Raw genomic sequence first — 17,859 nt, forward strand, 5'->3', positions numbered from 1 at the left:
CGTTTTCCGTTGCCGGATGGCCCGGATCTCGCCGGGTCCGGAAAGACCATGTCTTTTTGCGAGTCAGGAGCCGGGCGACGCGCCGCGACATCGCGAGCGTTGCCGTCCGTCAAGAGCCGCAGCGCTGAGCAAATTCTCAACGCTGCGCGGTGAACTCCACCGGCACCTGCACGCTGCTCACCACCGCATGGCCGTCGCGCGTGGCGGGCTCGAAGCGCCACCGGCGCAAGCTCTCCATCACCGCTGCATCCAGCCGCGGGTCGTCACTTCCGCTCCGGTCGACGATGGTGACATCGCTCACCCGGCCCTGCACATCCAGCTGCAAACGTGCGGTGCGGCTGCCCTGGATGCCGGCACGCGCCACGGCGGCCGGGTAGCTCGGCATGGCATTGCCCGGCAGCGGCTTGGCTTCCACGCTGCTGACCGCTGGGTGAGCAGGCTGGTGCGCCACCATCGTCATCGCACGCGGGCCATCGGTCGTCGGCAGGATCTGCCGACTCGCTGCCGGCAGCGGCCGCGTATCGGTCGCCAGTGACTCGTCGCTGTGGCGTGCCCACCACCAGCTGGGTACCACAATGAGCAGCGCCACCAGCGTTGCCCACATCCAGGGCGAAGCGCCGTCGCTCGCTGCGTTCTGCTGCCGCTCCATCGAGCGCCTGCCGTGCTGCGGCAGCGACGACGGGTGAGCGGATGAAGGATTTGAAGTGACGGACATGGCCGACCTCCTGGCGCATCTGAGGATGACGAGACCAGTCTGGTTGGCGCTACCTGAGGGGCAGCTAAGGCGGACGGCGAATGAAGCGTTCGAGCTTGCTGAAAGTTCAGCTTAGTCAAGCTGACATTGCGGCCCGGTTAAAACTGCATGCTGTTTGTGGCTGCGTGGCGTCAGCCAAGGCCTGCCCCGTCGCGCCCCCACATCGGCAAGGCAGTGACAAGCAACACGCGCGAAGGGTTAGCTGTACTTACTGCGCAGGCTTGAACTCGAACGGGATGTCCATGCTGCCGGCCACCGGCTGGCCATTGCGCTGCGCCGGGTGGAAGCGCCAGTGCCGCACGGCTTCCATGGCCGCACGGTCCAGGTCGCGCGAGCCGCTGCGCTGCACCAGGGTCACGCCACCGGGATTGCCGGCGGCATCCACGTCGACCCGCACCACCACATCGCCAGCATCGCCGCGACGCAGCGCAGCCGACGGGTAGCGGGGCGGCGGCATCTGGCCCTGGATCGGTACCGGGCGATCGCCGCCAGCGACCGGTGCGTTGACCGGCGCGGCGCTGCCAGCGGCACCTGGCGCGCCGGGTACCGCATTTTCCGGCAGCGGCGTCGGCGCGGGCGGGGCGGGTGGCGCGGTGTCCACCAGGGTGGGGGTTTCGGCCGGCGGCTTGGCCTGCGGCATGTCGCTTGCGCCGTCCTGGGCGGGCAATGGCGCCGGCAGCGGCGCAATGGTGTCGTCGGTCTGCGCGCCTGCGGTCGGCTGCGCCGGCGAGGCTTTATAGAAGTCGTCCTTGCGGCCGGTGGCCCAGACCAGCAGGAACAACAGCAGGCCGGCAGCGAAGGCGATGCCGGCGATTTTCAGCGTGTGGCGGGGCAGACGCAGAACGATATGGCGATCGGACGCAGGACGGGGCGCGGACATAGGGCTCACCTGAAGAATCGTCGCAATTCTGGCATAGCCTTAGTGAATCGATCGCAGCAGGTGCCGGAACAGGCGATAATCTCGCGCTATTCCACTGACGCACCTATTCCGATGCTAGATCCGGCCCTGCTTCGCCAACACCCCGCCGACCTTGCCGAGCGCCTGCGAAGCACGCGCAGCTTCGATTTGAACATTGCGGAACTGGAGTTGCTGGAGAGCGAGCGCAAGCGTATCCAGGTGCGCACGCAGGAACTGCAGAGTCAGCGCAATTCCAAATCCAAAGCGATCGGGCAGGCCAAGGCCAAGGGCGAAGATGTGGCCGCGCTGATGGCCGAAGTGGCCGGGTTCGGCGATGAACTCAAGGCGTCCGAAGAGGCGCTGGATGCGATTCGCGCCAAGCTCGAGGGTATCGCGCTTGGCCTGCCCAACCTGCCGGCCGAGGATGTGCCGCTTGGCAAGGACGAAAGCGAGAACGTGGAGCAATCGCGCTGGGGCACGCCGCGTCAATTCGATTTCGCCGTCAAGGACCATGTGGAACTGGGTGCGCCGCACGGTTGGCTGGATGGCGAGACGGCAGCCAAATTGTCGGGCGCGCGGTTCACCGTGCTGCGTGGCCCGGTCGCGCGTCTGCACCGTGCCTTGGCGCAGTTCATGCTGGACCTGCATGTGGGCGAGCATGGCTATGAAGAAACCAACGTGCCGCTGCTGGTCAATGCCGATTCGATGCGTGGCACCGGTCAGCTGCCGAAATTCGAAGACGATTTGTTCCAGACCGAAGTGGGCGAGTCGCGCCGTTACCTGATCCCCACCTCCGAAGTGCCGCTGACCAATATCGTGCGCGATGAGATCATCGACGCCGAGCGTCTGCCACTGCGCATGACCGCGCATTCGATGTGTTTCCGCGCCGAAGCCGGCAGTGGTGGCCGCGATACGCGCGGCATGATCCGCCAGCACCAATTCGAAAAGGTGGAGCTGGTGACCGCCTGCGCGCCGGAAGACAGTGATGCCGAGCATCAGCGCATGACGCGCTGCGCCGAAGTGGTGCTGGAACAACTCGGCCTGCCGTATCGCAAGGTGCTGCTGTGCACCGGCGACATGGGGTTTTCCGCGATCAAGACCTACGATCTTGAGGTATGGCTGCCTTCGCAGAACACCTATCGCGAAATTTCGTCCTGTTCCAATTGCGGCGATTTCCAGGCGCGGCGCATGCAGGCGCGCTGGCGCAACCCGGTCAGCGGCAAGCCGGAGTTGCTGCACACGCTCAACGGATCCGGCACTGCCGTGGGCCGCGCGATGATCGCGGTGATGGAGAACTACCAGAACGCCGATGGCTCGATCGATGTGCCGCAGGTGCTGCGTCCGTACATGGGCGGGCTCGAGCGGATCGGCTGAGTGCGGGTAACCGGAGGACGGCGCTCATCACCAGGCGACGCGGGCGGCGTTCGGTGCGCATATCGCTTCGGGCGCTGCGGTTGCCCGGTTAGATCGACACTTGTCAGACGCGTGCTCGCTACGCTTGGCAGCTTCCACACATGCGAGTGTCGAATGGAGTCTGCGATGTCTGGCGCACATGGTGCGAGGGCGTTTGAGCGCGAGCTTCTTTGCTATTGGAAATCGACACAAAAAAACGGGACCAGCGGTGGTCCCGTTTTTCGCTATGGCAACTCGCAGTCATGACGACCTTTCAACGCGTCAACCCGTCACGCCGCAGGCTTACGCGCTCACAGCAGCCTCTTCTTCCTCACCCAGCCCGGCCAGCGCCGAGGCCAGCGCATCGGCGCGATGCTGCGGCGAATACGCCACACCCTCTGCGCGCACGAAGCTGATGTCGTCGATGCCCAGGAAGCCCAACACCTGGCGCAGATACGGCTCCTGAAAATCGTTCGTCGGATCGGCATACAAGCCACCACGCGCGCTGGCGATGATGACGCGCTTGCCGCCGGCCAGGCCTTCCGGACCATTGGCGGTGTACTGGAAGGTGCGCCCGGCAACTGCAATGCGATCGATCCAGGCCTTGAGCGTGGAGGGGATGGCGAAGTTGTACATCGGTGCGCCAATCACGATGACATCGGCCTGCAGGAACTGCTGCATCACCGCTTCGGCGGCCGCGGCCTCTGCCGGGTCGGTCTGCGCCAGCGTCTGCGCGGTCAGATGCGGAATCGGGTCGCGGTCGAGGTCGCGATACGACACGTCCACCTCGGGATGGCGCCGGCGCTGCTGCTCCACGACGGCGGCGCTGAGCACGCGCGTGACGGAATTGGCGCCTAGCGCGCTGGAATCGAGGTGCAGCAGTTTCATGACGATGACCTGTGGCAAGCGGCAGCGCCGCGGAGGTGTGCAGCCTAGGTCGTTGCTCTGTTGGAATAAAGGTGGTTAAATATCACGTATCGTTCTATTCATGGATACCTGCGCCATGCACGACCTGAATGACCTGTATTACTTTGCGATGGTGGTGGATCACGGCGGCTTTGCCGCTGCCGAGCGTGCGCTTGGCATCCCCAAATCGCGCCTGAGCCGGCGCATCAGCCAACTCGAGACCGACCTGGGTGTGCGCCTGTTGCAGCGCTCCACGCGCCGTTTCGCGGTGACCGACGTCGGCACCAGCGTGCACCGGCACGCGCAAACCATGCTTGCCGAAGCCCAGGCCGCGCGCGAGGTGGTGGATCGTCTCAGCGCCGAGCCGCGCGGTCTTGTACGTGTGAGCGTTCCTGTTTCGCTTGCGCAGATCCAGTTGCCCAAGTTGTTGCCGGAATTTTTGGCCAAGTATCCCAAGGTGCGGCTGCAGCTCAATATCAGCAATCGCCGCGTCGATGTCATCAACGAGGGCTACGACATTGCGCTGCGCGTGCGCTCGCGCCTGGACGACGACGGCAGCCTGGTGATGCGCAGCTTCGGCCAGGTGCAGGAACTGCTGGTTGCCAGCCCCAAATACCTGGATCGCGCCGGTCGCCCCAAGGACCCCAGCGAGCTGGCCAACCACACCACCATGAGCACCAGCGAAGACGAAGCGCATCAGCGCTGGGAGCTGCACGGCCCGAACGGCGAAATGCGCCGCGTCGATCTGCAGCCACGCCTGGCCGGCTTCGACTTCCCGCTGCTGCAATCGATGGCGCGCGACGGCTTCGGCATCACCATGCTGCCGGAAACCGTGTGCGCCGAAGCGGTGCGCAGCGGCGAGCTGGAAGTGGTGCTGCCGCACTGGTCGCTGCCGCAGGGCATCTGCCATGCCGTGTTCGCCTCGCGTCGCGGCCTGCTGCCGGCGGTGCGGGTGTTCATCGACTTCCTGGCCGAACACCTGCCGCAGGAAATCGAACGCTCGCGCCTGGATTGCGGCGGCAATTGCGCTGAGTTGGCTGAAAAGCTCAAGCGTGCCGCAGGCACGGCGCCGCGCCTGGTGGTGGCCGAGGCGGGCTGAGCGTCCGTGACAAAGCTGGCCAAGGCTGGGTTGGCGGTCGAGGCTGGCCGGCACGTACGTTGGCAGTTCGCTAGCTGCTGCGCAGCCAGTGCGCTGCAGATGTTCGGCAGGTTGCCTGTGTGCTCAGGCATCTTCGCCGACCATGCGGGGTAGTGGCCGAGTACCATCAAGGGAGCGGCACGCTGCGCCAGCTGACGGCGTTGGTGTCATTGAGCAAAACGCGCCCGGGCATGCGAGAATGCGCGCCCGGGAGCGATCCTGGGAGAACGGCCGCACAGATGTTCGTGCGGCCACAGACAGGGCCACCCGCGCAAGGCGGGTTGCCCGCGTGACATCCGGCGCCTTCGGCGGTCACGCGCAGCAGCATCGGAGAGATGGCCGAGCGGTTTAAGGCACCGGTCTTGAAAACCGGCGAAGGGTCAAACCTTCCGTGGGTTCGAATCCCACTCTCTCCGCCAAGTTGGATCTAAGTTGTTGATTTTTAACAATTATTTCTAGTTTGATGAAGGTCTTCGGCAGGACACAAATCGGGACACATCTCCCCGATGCGTATCCCTCATCACCTCACTCGCTCTCCAACGGGTCACTGGGCTTTTCGTCAGCGCGTGCCTGTCGATCTGCAATGTGTGCTCGACCAAAAGGTCATCAAGCGAACCCTCCACACCAGCGAGCTTGCAAGTGCGCGTCTGCGCGCATTGCTGCTTGCCGCAGGCTATGCTCAAGCCTTCGACGTGTTGAGGGATCGACGTGTGGATAAGCTGGGTAAGAAAGACATGGAAGCCTTGGTCGAGCGCCTAGGCCATGGAGCTTCGCTTCGTGAGCTCACCTTGCATCGCACGCAAGCACCGGATGGCACGATCAGTGAGCGCTGGCAGATCGACAACGACGAAGATCTTCGGCTCTTCCGCAAGAGTCAGACATGGGCCAATGCGGCAGAAGTCGCCGCCATCGGCGCTCTTGACCCTGGTCATACCGTTCAACCGAAAGCTTCTCTGCCGCAGGTGGCCGAGGTCATTGTTTTGTCGAAGGCGCGCGAGGCTTGGTTGGCAACCATCAAGAGTCGCACCCTCCCCAAGACCTACACGATCAAGATGGCGGCTGTTGATTCGCTGGTCGCTTTTTTGGGGGCAAAGACCAAGCTCCACACGATCACGCGGCCTGATTTGGCTCGCTGGTATCAGCACATGCGGGAGAAGGGTGCTTCGACACCAACACTCACAAACAAGCAAAGCTATGTGGGCGGGAAGGGCGGTTTCTTTGATTGGGCGATTGCCTCTGGCTACTACCCCAAAGGCGACAATCCGGCATCCGGGCATGTGAGCTACTCCGTGCGAGAGAAGCGTGCCAGGCGCAAGCTTGGGTTCAAAGCCTATGACCGTGAGCAAATCAAAACGATCTTCTCGCCAGTCAACTTCGAACGACTCTCGGCTAATGCCCGATGGGCAGCCTTGATTGGTCTCTATACAGGCGCGCGAGCATCAGAAGTCGGGCAGCTGTTGGTGGCTGATGTGTTCAAAGAGGGCAAGATTCCGTGCATCCGGATTTCGGATGAAGGTGAACACCAGAAGGTCAAGACCGAAGTGAGTTTGCGCACGGTGCCGCTGCATCCGGATCTTTTGGCCGTAGGTTTTATGGAGTGGGTCGATACCTGTAAGGCGGCTGGACACAAGCGACTGTTCCCCCAAGCGAGGGCAGACGCCAAGAATGGAGCAGGCAATTGGATCACCAAGGCGTTCAGTCGCCATCTTGCCGAGATCGGAAAAGAGTGGCCGAAGGCCAAGCGCGGCTTCCATTCACTTCGTAAGTCGGTGATCCAGGAGTTGCAAGGGGCTGGGTGTCCTTCGGAGTTGCGTGCGCAAATTGTGGGTCATGAATTGGACGACGAGCACCACGCGACGTATAGCCGTGATTTCACCGTCGCAGAAAAGCTCAACGGCTTGAGCAAGCACTCTCCTGGCTTGAAGTCGTTGCAATACGGCTTGAAGGTCGAGCTTCTTCGCAAATGCCTGAGGGCAGACGGGGCATGAAAGCTGTATCGTTTAGGCCTATTCGGCCAGTTCCTTAGGCTGTTGCGAAAACATGCTACTAAAGCCAAAGGGTTGAGCTTGCTGACTTGACCAGACACAGCTTTGCTGCGATAAATTTCTCCCGAATGATTTGCTAATCAACCGATTGGAATAGTCCTGAATGACAACCGCGTCTTTGAGTGCCCTTGCCGCTGCTAAAGAGAAATTGGCAGAAGAAATTCGGAAGTTGGAAGAGCAGGAAGCTCAGCTACGCCAGCAGCAATCATCTGAAGCTTATTCGGAGATCGTCAAGCTTCTCGACCAATACACCGAGCATTTCAGTGCAAAGCAGAAGTCCGAGATTGCGGCTCTGCTGGGCCTTGGGATAGATAAGCCGAAGAAAGCTGCTTCCACAAGGAAAGAAGTGGTGCCCAAGTATTGGCTGCCCCACAACCAAGAGACATGGTCAGGGCGTGGTCGCCCGCCTAAGGCCTTCACCATTTGGCAGGGCAGTGCGTCTTACAAGGAATGGAAAGCCAAGCATCCGGATGAGAAGTTCCCGGCTTTCCCAGGTTGAGTTTTGCAAATGCCAGAGCAAGGGATGCCCGAAAACTTGGGCACTCCTTGCTTGCTTCTATATAATTTCATGTATCGGCTTAGAAAATCGCTAGGCTACGACCAATTGGTTGCTCGCAGCATCGCCTAGACGTTGCGTTGTTTGATTTGTAATTGGGTGGTTCGGCTATTCACTGCGACGAAGTGTGATCGGACCCATGATGTGATAAATAATCGGAACTCCTCTAAATTCTCTCGGTAGCTCTGCAGCAATATTATCCAATAGATTGATTTGAAGTGCATGGCAGTTTTTCTCATTATGCCAGGTTATTCCAACGCCATTAATGCGCGCCAATCTGGAAATTTCTGATTGGGCGATATCTTTCAGCTGCTCAACTCGCTTGATTTGGTCGTTAAGGATATTGCTAATCATGGTGATTTCCTAAATCACTACGTTTAGTGCCTTGAGCACGGTTGTCAAGGGGATCGCATAAGTGATATCGAGCCCTGTATTCAATTCTTCACCGCCCGCAAATAACAGTCCTACTCCTCTGTTTTGCTTGTCATAGATGAGTGAGCCACTATCCCCGCCTGCTGAGAAATTGCCATTAGCAGAATAAGATTCGAAAACATCGCTAAAGCTTGCTACGCCATTATCCCACTCTACTGAAATATTGCCCAGGCCGAATCCTCGGGTTAAGCCGTGTGTTAAGCCAGTAGTTCGGCCATTCTTTGATACATGAATGCCAGGGCCTTGAACTTCCGCCAAGCCTTGAATTGGCTGGCCCGAGGCTAGGATGTTGCCGTTATCTTTGATCGACGGATCAATCTCTGCAATCGCCGCGTCAATATAGTTAACCGAGCCCACGGTAACGGAAATCCAATCTGCAAGGGTCGCAACTCGGTTTTTTCCAGGAACTTTTTCACTTGATCCAGGCTGTATGACAAGACTAGAACTAGATCTGTCGTCCACTAAAACGTGTGAGTTGGACAGCAGGTAACGCTTCGAGCTGTTTGGACGCTTGACGAATAGGCCAATGGTTCCTGAAGTCACATTCTCATTTGATATGCTCGCCCCAATGACCAGGGGTCTTATCAAACCCAAGTTGGCGCTTCGTGGGCTAAGGATACTCATCTGCCGATAATCAACCTCACCCCGACAGCGTGAAGTAATCTGATCGATTATTTCTCTTGCACTGGCGTCCTGTTGTTGATCGCGAACAGCTATTAAATAGTCATCTTCCTGCACATCTGTTGGTGAGATTCCTATTGCGATCCTAGGGGGCGCTACCTGGCGTCGAGTGCGGAAGCCCAAGCCCGTGGATGGTGAACGAGTGAGCTTTGGTTCAAGCTTAAACTGAGAAATAAGTTCGTCTCTTAGTTCGATGGCACTCTCTAGTTTCATATTGATTCCAATGAATAAAACAGGGTTGTCGAGGTCTAATGCTCTTTGACAGCGTTGAGCATCTGCAGATTGAAGGTCTACCAAGAACGTCTTAACACACGCATTGTTCAAGAGCGAGCAGCGAGGGCAATGGCATGCGAGCAGCACGCAGCCCTCTTAGCGCTTCAACCACAGGCATGGGAGTTGCGCATCACTGCTATCCACCAGCGCGGGGCCTCTGAAAAAGGGACCTTAGCTTTGCTGTCCCGACCGCAAGGACAGGCCTCCTTCTCGACGCTGGCGCTTTGTTGCGGCCCTTCGCTGTGCGCCGCTTGCACGGTGCTCACTCCCGGGTGCGGTCGAGCCGGACGCTCCGCCTGTCGGTTCCCACGAGGCGCACAACGCGCTGGTGGAGAAGAACCGATGAAGCGCACCAAAGACATCAAGGCTCAATACCAACTCCAGATGGACGAAGAGGGCATCTTGCTCGCAGCAGCCACCATCTTGGAACAACGCCTTCAACGCCAAGGCCGCATCCACAGCCCCGAGCAAGCTGGCGACTACCTCATTGCCCGCTGCGCTCATCTGCCGCACGAAGTCTTCGGGGTCGTCTTTCTGGACATCAAACACCAGATCCTGGCAACCGAACATCTCTTCTTCGGCACCATCGACGGCTGCGATACTCATCCCCGAGTAGTCGCCAAGCGCGCCCTGGATTTGAACGCCGCTGCCGTCATCCTTTTCCACAACCACCCAAGCGGCAATCCGGAGCCAAGCGAAGCTGACCGCAAGGTCACCGCGCGCCTGCAGCAGGCATTGAGTCTCCTCGACATCCGGGTGCTGGACCACATGGTCATCGGTGGGTGTCAGCACACCAGCCTGGCGGAAGGGGTTGTATAGCCCCTTGTGTAGGCTGACAGCACCGGCCTACAGCCGGCGCACCCCAGATCAGGGCCCTACCTTGCCTCCGTTCCGGCAATGGCCCGCGTGCTTAGCGAGCAATGACAGCGCTTCCTGCCGCCAGGCCCAAGTGCTAAGCTGTACGACCTGTGAATCGCCGTAGCTCACGTCGAAAGTGGGTTGGCGAAATAAATATTTGAGGGCGGAATGGAATCTACTTCGCAGCGGTTGCGTGTTGACGTAAAGCGTATAAGTTTAAATTTGCTACTTATATGCCTTGGTTTTTTTGCCTTCAATCACGCTGCGCAAGCAGATGGCCCAGATGCGCATTGTGCTAGCAGAACCGATGATTGTTCGTTTGCACGTGCCAGCGCGGTCGCCGATGGTTGGCTGAAATATTTTAGTGATCCTCAGAACTATCCTCCAAGTATTCAGCCGTATTTGGTTGATCTGCCAGCCCCGCCTGGTGACGAGTTCGCATCCTTGTGCGTTCGCTGGAAAAATTATGGTGATAGCTGTTGGTGGTTGTCATTTTACAGGGCGCGCACATTTCCGCCCTATCCGGGAGATGCTTGCAGCGGTAGACCCACGAAATGCACTCGCGCAATTGCAGCTGCGCTTGCTAGGAAAGCCGTGGACTATCATCAGCAGCGAATTCCCCAAGCAGGGGCTTATTTCAAAGAGTATATGGAGGGGGATAAGGTTGCGGGTTATTGCTCCCAATGGTCAAATCCGGACGGGTGCTTTTACCTTGCTCTATTTGCACAGGACGAGACTGATTACGAGCCTGCTTTAAGCCAGGGCCCGCCTTCCTGTCAATCGCCCAGTCTCAGCTGCGGCAACCCGATCAATGTCGGCACCGGGAATAAATACCAGGTAGAGACAGATTGGAACGATGCTGGTCTGCCTAAGTTTGTGCGTTATTACAACAGTGATCGGGCAGGTTCGGCAAACAGCGACTTGGGCGCTTTTTGGACACATACGTATAGCCGCAGCGTGGTGTTGAAGACTGTCGATGGTGTATCAAAAGTCGAGGTCTACCGACCAACTGGCGGAGTTGAAGTGTTTTCGCTGTTAGGCAGCCAGTGGGTGCCAAATACCGGAATATCAAGCTCACTGACGGCAGTCGTTGACTCCTCAGGAGCAACGATAGGTTGGGAATACAACTCGGCTAAGAAGGTCGAGATTGAGAAGTATGATGCATTTGGACGTTTGACCGAGATTTTGCAAAGAGGTGGGCAGCGCATAGGAATTAGCTATGCCTTCCCAGGGGCCGAGCAGCTTGGGAAAAGAATTTCTCAAGTCAAGAATGACGAGGGAAGGTGGCTGTCGTTTCAGTATGACATCAGTGGGATGGTCGCTGGCATCTCGGATTCTGCTGGAAACGGTGCTGCCTATGCTTACGACGGCTCTTCTTTCTTAAGTTCGGTCACGCGTTCGGTCGGTTCTCGGAGGTATGAATACAACGCCCGAGACTACACAGATGGCGCAGATCTTCCGGGCGCTCTGACTGGAATATTTGACGAGAATGGGGACAGATTTGCGACCTACTTCTACGATCAGAAAGGGAGAGCCGTTGCAACCCAGCATGCCGGTGGCGTAAACCGCTTTTCTGTTGCTTATGGTGACGGCGGCGGTAGTCACGTCCAGACAGCATCAGGCAGTTCCGAGACACGAGGGTTTAGTTCTGTCAATGGACAGAAGAAAGTCACCACTCTTACGGCAGATTGCACAAACTGCGTTCAGCAGGTAGAGACCTATTCCTATGACAGCGCAGGGAACTTGGACAAAGTCTCACGCGCGGGTAGTTATTTATATGACTACGATTATGATTCTAATGGCATCTTGATCAGGAAGTCCGAGGGCTCAGCTGATAGCGGGGCTGTGTTGCGATCCTCAAATTACGAGGTTGATCTCAACTCTGGTTTGCCGCTTGCTTACACGCTGACCGAACAGGGCAAACTGGTCCAGAGACAGGAGTGGTCCTATAACGCCAGAGGCCAGACTCTGACCTCGGCGCAAATCGATCCCACTAGCGGTGCAGCTCGGATCACGACACATCGCTATTGCGAAGATGCGGATGTCGCGGCAGGCGCATGTCCTTTGGCTGGCTTGCTGCTGTCCAGTATTGGCCCGCGCAAAGATATCGCAGACAGCACGACTTACAGCTACTACATCAGCGACGACCCCGGCTGTGAACTTGTGCCTGCTGTCTGCTCCTACCGCAAGGGCGATCTGTGGAAGATCACCGATAGCCTTGGGCGTGGCACTGAATATCTTGCTTATGACGGTGCTGGTCACGCGTTGTCGACTAAGGATGCCAACGGCGTCATCACCGATTACACCTACAACCCGCGTGGATGGCTCAGTGCCATCAAGATGCGCGGCACTGATGCGTCGAGCGAAGCTGACGATCGTATTACTCTCATCGACTATTGGCCCACTGGCTTGGCTAAGCAAGTCACTCAGCCGGATGGTAGGTTCACTTCATTCACTTACGATGCGGCACATCGACTGACTGACATCACGGACAGCGCTGGCAATACAGTCCATTACACATTGGACAATGTCGGAAAGCGGATCAAGGAAGATACGAAGGACGCCTCAGGTGCGCTCAAGCGGACGCTTTCGCGGATCTACAACGAGTTGGGTCAGCTGAAAACACAAGCAACGGCGGCGGGTGATCCGACAGATCTGGGGTATGACGCCAGCGGCAATGCTAATGCGGTGATTGATGCGCTGGGCGTCGCTACTCAGAACAACTTTGATCCCCTCAACCGCTTGTCTCGCACATTGCAAGACATCGCTGGTATCAAGGCGGAAACCAAGTTTGAGCATGATGCCTTGGACAACCTGACTAAGGTCACTGACCCCAAGGGCTTGGACACCAAATACGAATACAACGGCTTCGGCGATTTGGTGAAGCTCACCAGTCCAGACACTGGGGTGACTGCCTATACCTACGACAGCGCAGGTAACCGGGCTACTCAGACCGATGCGCGAGGCAACACCAGTGCATACAGTTACGATGCGCTTAATCGCATAACCAAGATCAGCTATCCAACCAGCAGCCTCAACGTCACTTACACCTACGACGCAATACAGCCCGTTTGTGCGAGCGGTGAGACGTTCGGCATTGGTCGCTTGTCCAAAATGCAAGATGGCGGTGCGATCACCCAATATTGCTACAACCGCTTCGGTGACTTGGTGCGGAAGGTGCAGACCAGTAATGGCAAAGCTTTGGTGTTGCGTTACGACTACACCATCGGTGGGCAGCTGCGACGCATGACCTACCCAGATGCCACGGTGGTTGACTATGTTCGCAATGCACAAGGTTTGACCATCGAGCTTGGTGTCACCCCACTTGGCGGAAGCCGCCAAGTGCTGCTTAGCAATGCGAGCTACTATCCTTTTGGGCCAGCGGCAAACTGGACCTACGGCAATGGCCGTGTGCTTGAACGCCGCTACGATCTTGACTACCGCCCGCAAGCGATTCAGGACACGCGCCCTGGCGGACTAGAAGTAGGCTTCGGCTTCGATCCAGCTGGCAATCTCACCGTGCTGACACCGGCTGGGAACGCAACGCCAGAGATCGGCCTGGGCTATGACGCGCTGGGCCGTCTAACTGCCCTTAAAGATGGCGGCACTGGAACGCTGATCGACGGCTATACCTACGATGCCACCGGCAACCGACTGACCGCAAAGGTGGGCACGGCTACCCAGGTCTATATTTATCCGGCGACGAGCCATCGCTTGAGTGCAGTGGCAGGCGTCACACGCACTTACGATGCCGCAGGTAATGCTACGGCCATCGGCGGCACTGCCAGGCAATACACCTATGACACCACGGGTCGCATGACCCAGGCCCGCCGCGCTGGCGCGGTGACGATGAACTATCGCTACAACGGCCGAGGTGAGCAGGTTCGCCGGTTCTTGGGAGCTACCAACACCTACACGCTCTACGATGAATCAGGTCATTGGCTAGGCGACTACGATACCAACGGCATTGCAAGGCAGCAGGCAATTTGGTTGGACGACTTGCCGGTTGGTCTTCTGACTGATGCGACGAAGTTGCATTACATCGAGCCCGATCACTTGGGAAGCCCGCGTGTTGTGATCGACCCGGTGCGCGATGTGGCGGTTTGGAATTGGAGTCTGAAAGGCGAAGCATTCGGTAACACCGCACCCGATCAAGACCCGGATGGCGATGGTGCAGCATTCGTCTTTGATATGCGCTTCCCAGGGCAACGCTACGATGCAGCCAGTGGGCTAAATCAGAACTACTTCCGTGACTATGACGCTGCCACTGGGCGTTATGCACAGAGCGACCCTATTGGTCTTGCTGGGGGAATGAACTCATATGCCTATGTTGGATCGTCACCAATTCAAATGACGGACCCATCCGGGCAAATTGCAGTGCCAATGCCAATTCCGCTGCCCGGGCTTCCGCCTCCCCATCCACTCGTGTGGGCAGCGCTCGGCGGTGCAGCCATTGGTGCGGGCTTCAATGCGGGCTATGAGTATTTGTCCGGAGGAAGCAGTCCAGGAACTGACTTGTATGATCTAACTCATCCTCAGGCATCTGTTGCAAACGATTCTGCCTCAGGTGTTTCGGATAAGGCTGCGCAAGCTACGGAGCGAAAGGAGTACAGTCGTGTATGTAAATCGCCTATTCCTCCTTCCGGCGATAAGTGCCTGGACGCAAAAGCAAACCTAGCTCGCCTAAGGCAGTGCCTGCAACTAAGAGAGGCATACAGTAAGAAATGGTTTGGTGACCAAGACCCTGGCCACATGATAGAAATAAGCAACACGCGTAAAGCTATTCTGAACCAAGAAATGGATGTCCGGATTTATTGCAAAGACGAGTGTTGATGAGGACTTATGTTAGTTAGCGAATTATTTGAAGAGTATAGTCAACTGCCTGAGTATGTCGGTATAAGGCTGCTTGATGTTAATCAAGTCAGCTTATTCGGGGATAGGCCCATAAACATCGCTGCAACCAGAGGGAGTATTCCAGAGATGGAAGTCCTCGTCTCCCTTGGTGCAGACGTCAATAGCGCTGGCGAGCATGGCTATACGCCACTTCACAACGCAGTTGAGCAGGGTATAGTTGTGGCCGTAAAGTGGTTGTTAGAAAGGGGCGCTAACAAAGAGGCAGTCAATGATGCGGGCATGACTCCGAAGGGCCTTGCGGTGGTATTGGGCGAAAAAGAGTTGGTTGAAGTATTGAATACTTAGTTTTGATCTGTGGTGGACGAATAAATATAGCCGGAGGGTTGCAATATTCGGCTATAAGTTGGTGCTAGCTAATCTTAAAAAACAGCGTGGCTGGTCTAGGTGACTATGACAAATATCAGCAAGGCGGAAAGCTTCGAAGACGGATTTTTGCGGGCTGCGCTTGAAGTCATCGCAAAGCGCGATGAGCGCGAGGCCATCATCACCAGCCAGGATTTCGATGGCCTGAAGCAACGACTTGATCGCTCACCGAGCACGACGCGCTTCACCCAAGCCATGGCGGAGTTTTACCTCAGCATCCCAAGGCGTCAGTTCGACAAGCTCAAACGAGAACACGGCAATCCGTTTTTGATCAGCAAGAGCACGCCGAGATCTATCCCCAAAGTGGACCTCTTGACGTGGTATGCGCAAGTCACCAAAGCCCGGGAGAAGATCCAAGATCCGATCTCGGGCAAATTCGGTCGAACGGGGAAGGGCATTCCATTCATTGTGATCCGTGAATCGGCTGGCAAGATCAAGAGCGTGATCTCACATGCGGGCATCACGGGGCTCGACATGAGTGTGATTGAAGAAGCTTTTCAGCAAGGCGCAACGATCTTGGCCCTGACCATCGATCAAGCCTTGGCGCTGCCTTGGCAATCAAACCCTGAGAAGAGGCGTTGGCGAAACGCCTATCGGTTGCATCTGATGGCGGTCCATGATGCCAAGATGGCGTGGCTGGATCACCAAGAGTTAGACGAAGACACGAAGCCCGTTTAGCGCGGCGGCCCACCCCACGTATTGGCTGCCTGGTGCATCCGGGCGCTGGCGTTATCGGCGACGGATGAATGGATGTTCAGCGATCGTGGCGATTTCGTCCTGTAGCGACGTGCCTGCGATGCATAGATTGCGTTCCGAAGCTTGGCAAGTCGTCAAGCGCGGAGAGCAAGATGAAATACACCATCGAGATCAATGCGACGGTCCAAGTCGCCCACTACATGACAGTTGAAGCAAGCTCGCCGCAGGAGGCGCTTGCTCAGTGCGATGTCGACACGATTGCGAACAGTGACTTCGATTTCGAAGAATGGTTTAGTGCACCCGAAATCCATCGCATCGAAGATGAAACCGGCATGCTCATTGCGTGTGACTACGAGGACCATGTTCCTGACATCGACGATCTGTAAGTCCCTTCTCGGCTTGTCCAATCGACTGATGCTGTCACGCTGCGATCTTGACGAAAGGCGTTTCGGCCTTAAGTTGAATGGAAAGGAGACGAAATGGACCAATCAATTAGAAGAAATATTAGACAAGCAGTGAAGCAGGGAAGCGAGACATATGTGCAGTCGCTTTGTCAGGCTCAGGGTGACATCGATGCTGCGGCACGCTACGCCATTGAGGTGGCGATCAAGAGCGGCAAAGAAAGCTTGGTTGATCAGCTGGCGCCACTGCTGTCAAAGTCGTTTGCGGTCTATCCGCTTGATGTCGCCGCCAAGGCGGGTTCAGCGCGGGCAGTTGAGCAGCTCATGGCGTTTTGCGACGCAGAAAACGACGAGGCATTGGTGCTTGCTGCCAGGCACGGGCACACGGAGTGCGTCAAACGACTGCTCAAAGGATGCAATCCGCTGCAAGGCGACTCACAGGCGCTGTATGAAGCTGCGCTCCATGGCCATGCTAATGTCGTTTTTCAGCTGCTTCTATGCTCAGACGCCAAGGCGAGGGACAGTCGAGCGCTGATCGTCGCTTGTCGGGAAGGCCACTTGGAAGTGGTCAAGCATCTGTTGCCGTTTTCATCCAAAATTCAATGTGCTCAACACGGCTTTGCGGCGGCGGTCGAGAACAACCATGTCGACGTCGTTGAGTTCTTGATCGAAGCTGGTCTTCCGGATCCGGAGGACACCTTTTCGTTGGGTCTCAACGTCGCTGCTGCCCAAGGTCATGAACAACTGGTTCGGACACTGCTTTGGGCAATCGTTAGAACAGGCCATGCGCCACGTGACTTTGGCCAGGAAGCAATGATCACTGCGTCAAGCAATGGCAATGCATCAATCGTCAAGTCGATTTTGGAGTTTGCGAATAAAGCCTGCTATCCAGAGGACGGCCTCGTTGCAGCACTTCGAAACGGGCACGATGAAGTGGCGGATGTGTTGGTTCGCCGAGTGAATTTAGATCATGTGCGCGACCTGATCGCAGATGAAGAGGTTGAAGCCAAGCTTGACGAGGCGATTGCAAGAGTTGATGCAGCGAAGCAACACCGGGAGCTTCAAGGCAACGAGCGCAAGAGAGTTGCGCAAAATGGTGCGTCAGAGCCGGTGATACGGAGCACATCTCGTAGCGCCCGATTTTAGTTAGATCAGAGAGTCACTTGCGATGCTGGCGCTTTGTGAGGTGCGATGCAAAGCGCCCTCGAACAAGCCGGTGCAAAAGGAAGGAAGGCTTTGGCGCTTTGGGTTTTGGAGCCGGCTGATTTAGACATGGAGCAAGCGCGTGCTCCTGCTTGCTTGGTCGGCTGCAGTGTTAGGAATTGCCTCGAAGCGTGTGTGTCTGCGGCCGATGCGCCACTTGCCCGCGCCCGACACGCCCGTCAAAATCGACTTCTTGCTGTTTGCGACAGCCCAGAGCGATGCGCCGGTGAGCGACTGTTCTGCGATCGGCATGATATTCATCGGGGTTGGGCCGGCGAACGTTGTGACCGAGTCGAAGAAGCTCTCTTCCCAGATCAGGCGCTGTTGGGTGCCGTTGACGACTAGCAGC

16 protein-coding genes and 1 tRNA gene are annotated in these 17,859 nt (G+C 57.3%); 11 read left to right on the top strand and 6 right to left on the bottom strand.

What is annotated here, in order from left to right; translation table 11 throughout:
* Positions 1-136 precede the first annotated feature (136 nt).
* Together ACCQ15_RS08290 and ACCQ15_RS08295 are read right to left on the bottom strand one after the other, a co-directional pair.
* Entirely contained in the window at positions 137-604 is a 468-nt protein-coding gene (locus ACCQ15_RS08290; RefSeq protein ID WP_372381552.1) for an energy transducer TonB, read from the bottom strand.
* Positions 605-962: 358 nt separating this feature from the next.
* Positions 963-1,634, bottom strand: a complete 672-nt coding sequence (locus tag ACCQ15_RS08295; RefSeq protein WP_008574928.1) for an energy transducer TonB — start codon at positions 1,632-1,634, stop codon at positions 963-965.
* 111 nt (positions 1,635-1,745) lie between these two features.
* Here ACCQ15_RS08295 and serS point away from each other — a divergent pair, with 111 nt between their 5' ends.
* The gene (gene serS, locus ACCQ15_RS08300; RefSeq protein WP_008574929.1) at positions 1,746-3,026 is read left to right on the top strand and encodes a serine--tRNA ligase; all 1,281 of its coding nucleotides are present in this window, start codon (positions 1,746-1,748) and stop codon (positions 3,024-3,026) included.
* A gap of 321 nt (positions 3,027-3,347) precedes the next feature.
* Here serS and ACCQ15_RS08305 read toward each other — a convergent pair whose 3' ends face one another.
* Positions 3,348-3,932 (bottom strand): FMN-dependent NADH-azoreductase, encoded by a 585-nt coding sequence (locus tag ACCQ15_RS08305; protein ID WP_011347050.1) that lies wholly within the window; start codon positions 3,930-3,932, stop codon positions 3,348-3,350.
* A 100-nt stretch (positions 3,933-4,032) separates the two neighbouring features.
* Between ACCQ15_RS08305 and ACCQ15_RS08310 the strand changes: the two genes are divergently transcribed.
* From ACCQ15_RS08310 to ACCQ15_RS08325, 4 genes are all read left to right on the top strand, one after another.
* Positions 4,033-5,049: a LysR family transcriptional regulator gene (locus tag ACCQ15_RS08310; RefSeq protein ID WP_003485786.1), complete on the top strand. Its 1,017-nt coding sequence runs from the start codon at positions 4,033-4,035 to the stop codon at positions 5,047-5,049.
* Positions 5,050-5,417: 368 nt separating this feature from the next.
* A tRNA-Ser gene (locus ACCQ15_RS08315) sits at positions 5,418-5,507 on the top strand.
* Between the two features lie 87 nt (positions 5,508-5,594).
* Positions 5,595-7,076 carry a site-specific integrase gene (locus tag ACCQ15_RS08320; RefSeq protein ID WP_014089879.1) on the top strand — a complete coding sequence of 494 codons (1,482 nt, stop codon included), beginning with the start codon at positions 5,595-5,597 and terminating at the stop codon, positions 7,074-7,076.
* A gap of 160 nt (positions 7,077-7,236) precedes the next feature.
* Positions 7,237-7,632 (top strand): H-NS histone family protein, encoded by a 396-nt coding sequence (locus ACCQ15_RS08325; RefSeq protein WP_014089881.1) that lies wholly within the window; start codon positions 7,237-7,239, stop codon positions 7,630-7,632.
* 165 nt (positions 7,633-7,797) lie between these two features.
* On the opposite strand, the gene ACCQ15_RS08330 is transcribed toward ACCQ15_RS08325, so the two are convergent.
* Both ACCQ15_RS08330 and ACCQ15_RS08335 read right to left on the bottom strand, forming a co-directional pair.
* Positions 7,798-8,043, bottom strand: a complete 246-nt coding sequence (locus ACCQ15_RS08330) for a hypothetical protein (protein ID WP_014089883.1) — start codon at positions 8,041-8,043, stop codon at positions 7,798-7,800.
* A gap of 9 nt (positions 8,044-8,052) precedes the next feature.
* Complete coding sequence (locus ACCQ15_RS08335) at positions 8,053-9,015, bottom strand: chymotrypsin family serine protease (protein WP_139370570.1); 963 nt, start codon at positions 9,013-9,015, stop codon at positions 8,053-8,055.
* 402 nt (positions 9,016-9,417) lie between these two features.
* Between ACCQ15_RS08335 and ACCQ15_RS08340 the strand changes: the two genes are divergently transcribed.
* The 6 genes from ACCQ15_RS08340 (at position 9,418) to ACCQ15_RS08365 (ending at position 17,453) form a co-directional block, all read left to right on the top strand.
* Positions 9,418-9,894, top strand: coding sequence for a JAB domain-containing protein (locus tag ACCQ15_RS08340; protein ID WP_041469569.1), 477 nt, complete (start codon positions 9,418-9,420; stop codon positions 9,892-9,894).
* A gap of 633 nt (positions 9,895-10,527) precedes the next feature.
* Positions 10,528-14,766, top strand: a complete 4,239-nt coding sequence (locus ACCQ15_RS08345) for an RHS repeat-associated core domain-containing protein (protein ID WP_234703035.1) — start codon at positions 10,528-10,530, stop codon at positions 14,764-14,766.
* Between the two features lie 9 nt (positions 14,767-14,775).
* Entirely contained in the window at positions 14,776-15,132 is a 357-nt protein-coding gene (locus tag ACCQ15_RS08350; RefSeq protein ID WP_016851262.1) for an ankyrin repeat domain-containing protein, read from the top strand.
* 105 nt (positions 15,133-15,237) lie between these two features.
* The gene (locus ACCQ15_RS08355; protein WP_014089889.1) at positions 15,238-15,888 is read left to right on the top strand and encodes a hypothetical protein; all 651 of its coding nucleotides are present in this window, start codon (positions 15,238-15,240) and stop codon (positions 15,886-15,888) included.
* Positions 15,889-16,058: 170 nt separating this feature from the next.
* Positions 16,059-16,292: a hypothetical protein gene (locus tag ACCQ15_RS08360; protein ID WP_014089890.1), complete on the top strand. Its 234-nt coding sequence runs from the start codon at positions 16,059-16,061 to the stop codon at positions 16,290-16,292.
* Between the two features lie 93 nt (positions 16,293-16,385).
* Positions 16,386-17,453, top strand: coding sequence for an ankyrin repeat domain-containing protein (locus ACCQ15_RS08365; protein ID WP_078562082.1), 1,068 nt, complete (start codon positions 16,386-16,388; stop codon positions 17,451-17,453).
* Between the two features lie 120 nt (positions 17,454-17,573).
* Here ACCQ15_RS08365 and ACCQ15_RS08370 read toward each other — a convergent pair whose 3' ends face one another.
* Entirely contained in the window at positions 17,574-17,771 is a 198-nt protein-coding gene (locus ACCQ15_RS08370; RefSeq protein WP_372381411.1) for a hypothetical protein, read from the bottom strand.
* Between the last annotated feature and the right edge of the window lie 88 nt (positions 17,772-17,859).

Origin of the sequence: Xanthomonas sp. NCPPB 1754 (assembly GCF_041475725.2) — a bacterium.
In the GTDB taxonomy this organism is placed as follows: Bacteria; Pseudomonadota; Gammaproteobacteria; order Xanthomonadales; family Xanthomonadaceae; genus Xanthomonas; species Xanthomonas euvesicatoria.

What these genes read in the sequence shown, in the direction of transcription:
- ACCQ15_RS08355 (WP_014089889.1), top strand. Translation starts at nt 15,238, where the DNA reads ATGACAAATATCAGCAAGGCGGAAAGCTTCGAAGACGGATTTTTGCGG.
- ACCQ15_RS08310 (WP_003485786.1), top strand. Translation starts at nt 4,033, where the DNA reads ATGGATACCTGCGCCATGCACGACCTGAATGACCTGTATTACTTTGCG.
- ACCQ15_RS08360 (WP_014089890.1), top strand. Translation starts at nt 16,059, where the DNA reads ATGAAATACACCATCGAGATCAATGCGACGGTCCAAGTCGCCCACTAC.
- ACCQ15_RS08330 (WP_014089883.1), bottom strand. Translation starts at nt 8,043, where the DNA reads ATGATTAGCAATATCCTTAACGACCAAATCAAGCGAGTTGAGCAGCTG.
- ACCQ15_RS08335 (WP_139370570.1), bottom strand. Translation starts at nt 9,015, where the DNA reads ATGAAACTAGAGAGTGCCATCGAACTAAGAGACGAACTTATTTCTCAG.
- ACCQ15_RS08350 (WP_016851262.1), top strand. Translation starts at nt 14,776, where the DNA reads ATGTTAGTTAGCGAATTATTTGAAGAGTATAGTCAACTGCCTGAGTAT.
- ACCQ15_RS08320 (WP_014089879.1), top strand. Translation starts at nt 5,595, where the DNA reads ATGCGTATCCCTCATCACCTCACTCGCTCTCCAACGGGTCACTGGGCT.
- ACCQ15_RS08295 (WP_008574928.1), bottom strand. Translation starts at nt 1,634, where the DNA reads ATGTCCGCGCCCCGTCCTGCGTCCGATCGCCATATCGTTCTGCGTCTG.
- ACCQ15_RS08305 (WP_011347050.1), bottom strand. Translation starts at nt 3,932, where the DNA reads ATGAAACTGCTGCACCTCGATTCCAGCGCGCTAGGCGCCAATTCCGTC.
- ACCQ15_RS08340 (WP_041469569.1), top strand. Translation starts at nt 9,418, where the DNA reads ATGAAGCGCACCAAAGACATCAAGGCTCAATACCAACTCCAGATGGAC.
- ACCQ15_RS08365 (WP_078562082.1), top strand. Translation starts at nt 16,386, where the DNA reads ATGGACCAATCAATTAGAAGAAATATTAGACAAGCAGTGAAGCAGGGA.
- ACCQ15_RS08325 (WP_014089881.1), top strand. Translation starts at nt 7,237, where the DNA reads ATGACAACCGCGTCTTTGAGTGCCCTTGCCGCTGCTAAAGAGAAATTG.
- ACCQ15_RS08370 (WP_372381411.1), bottom strand. Translation starts at nt 17,771, where the DNA reads ATGAATATCATGCCGATCGCAGAACAGTCGCTCACCGGCGCATCGCTC.
- ACCQ15_RS08290 (WP_372381552.1), bottom strand. Translation starts at nt 604, where the DNA reads ATGTGGGCAACGCTGGTGGCGCTGCTCATTGTGGTACCCAGCTGGTGG.
- serS (WP_008574929.1), top strand. Translation starts at nt 1,746, where the DNA reads ATGCTAGATCCGGCCCTGCTTCGCCAACACCCCGCCGACCTTGCCGAG.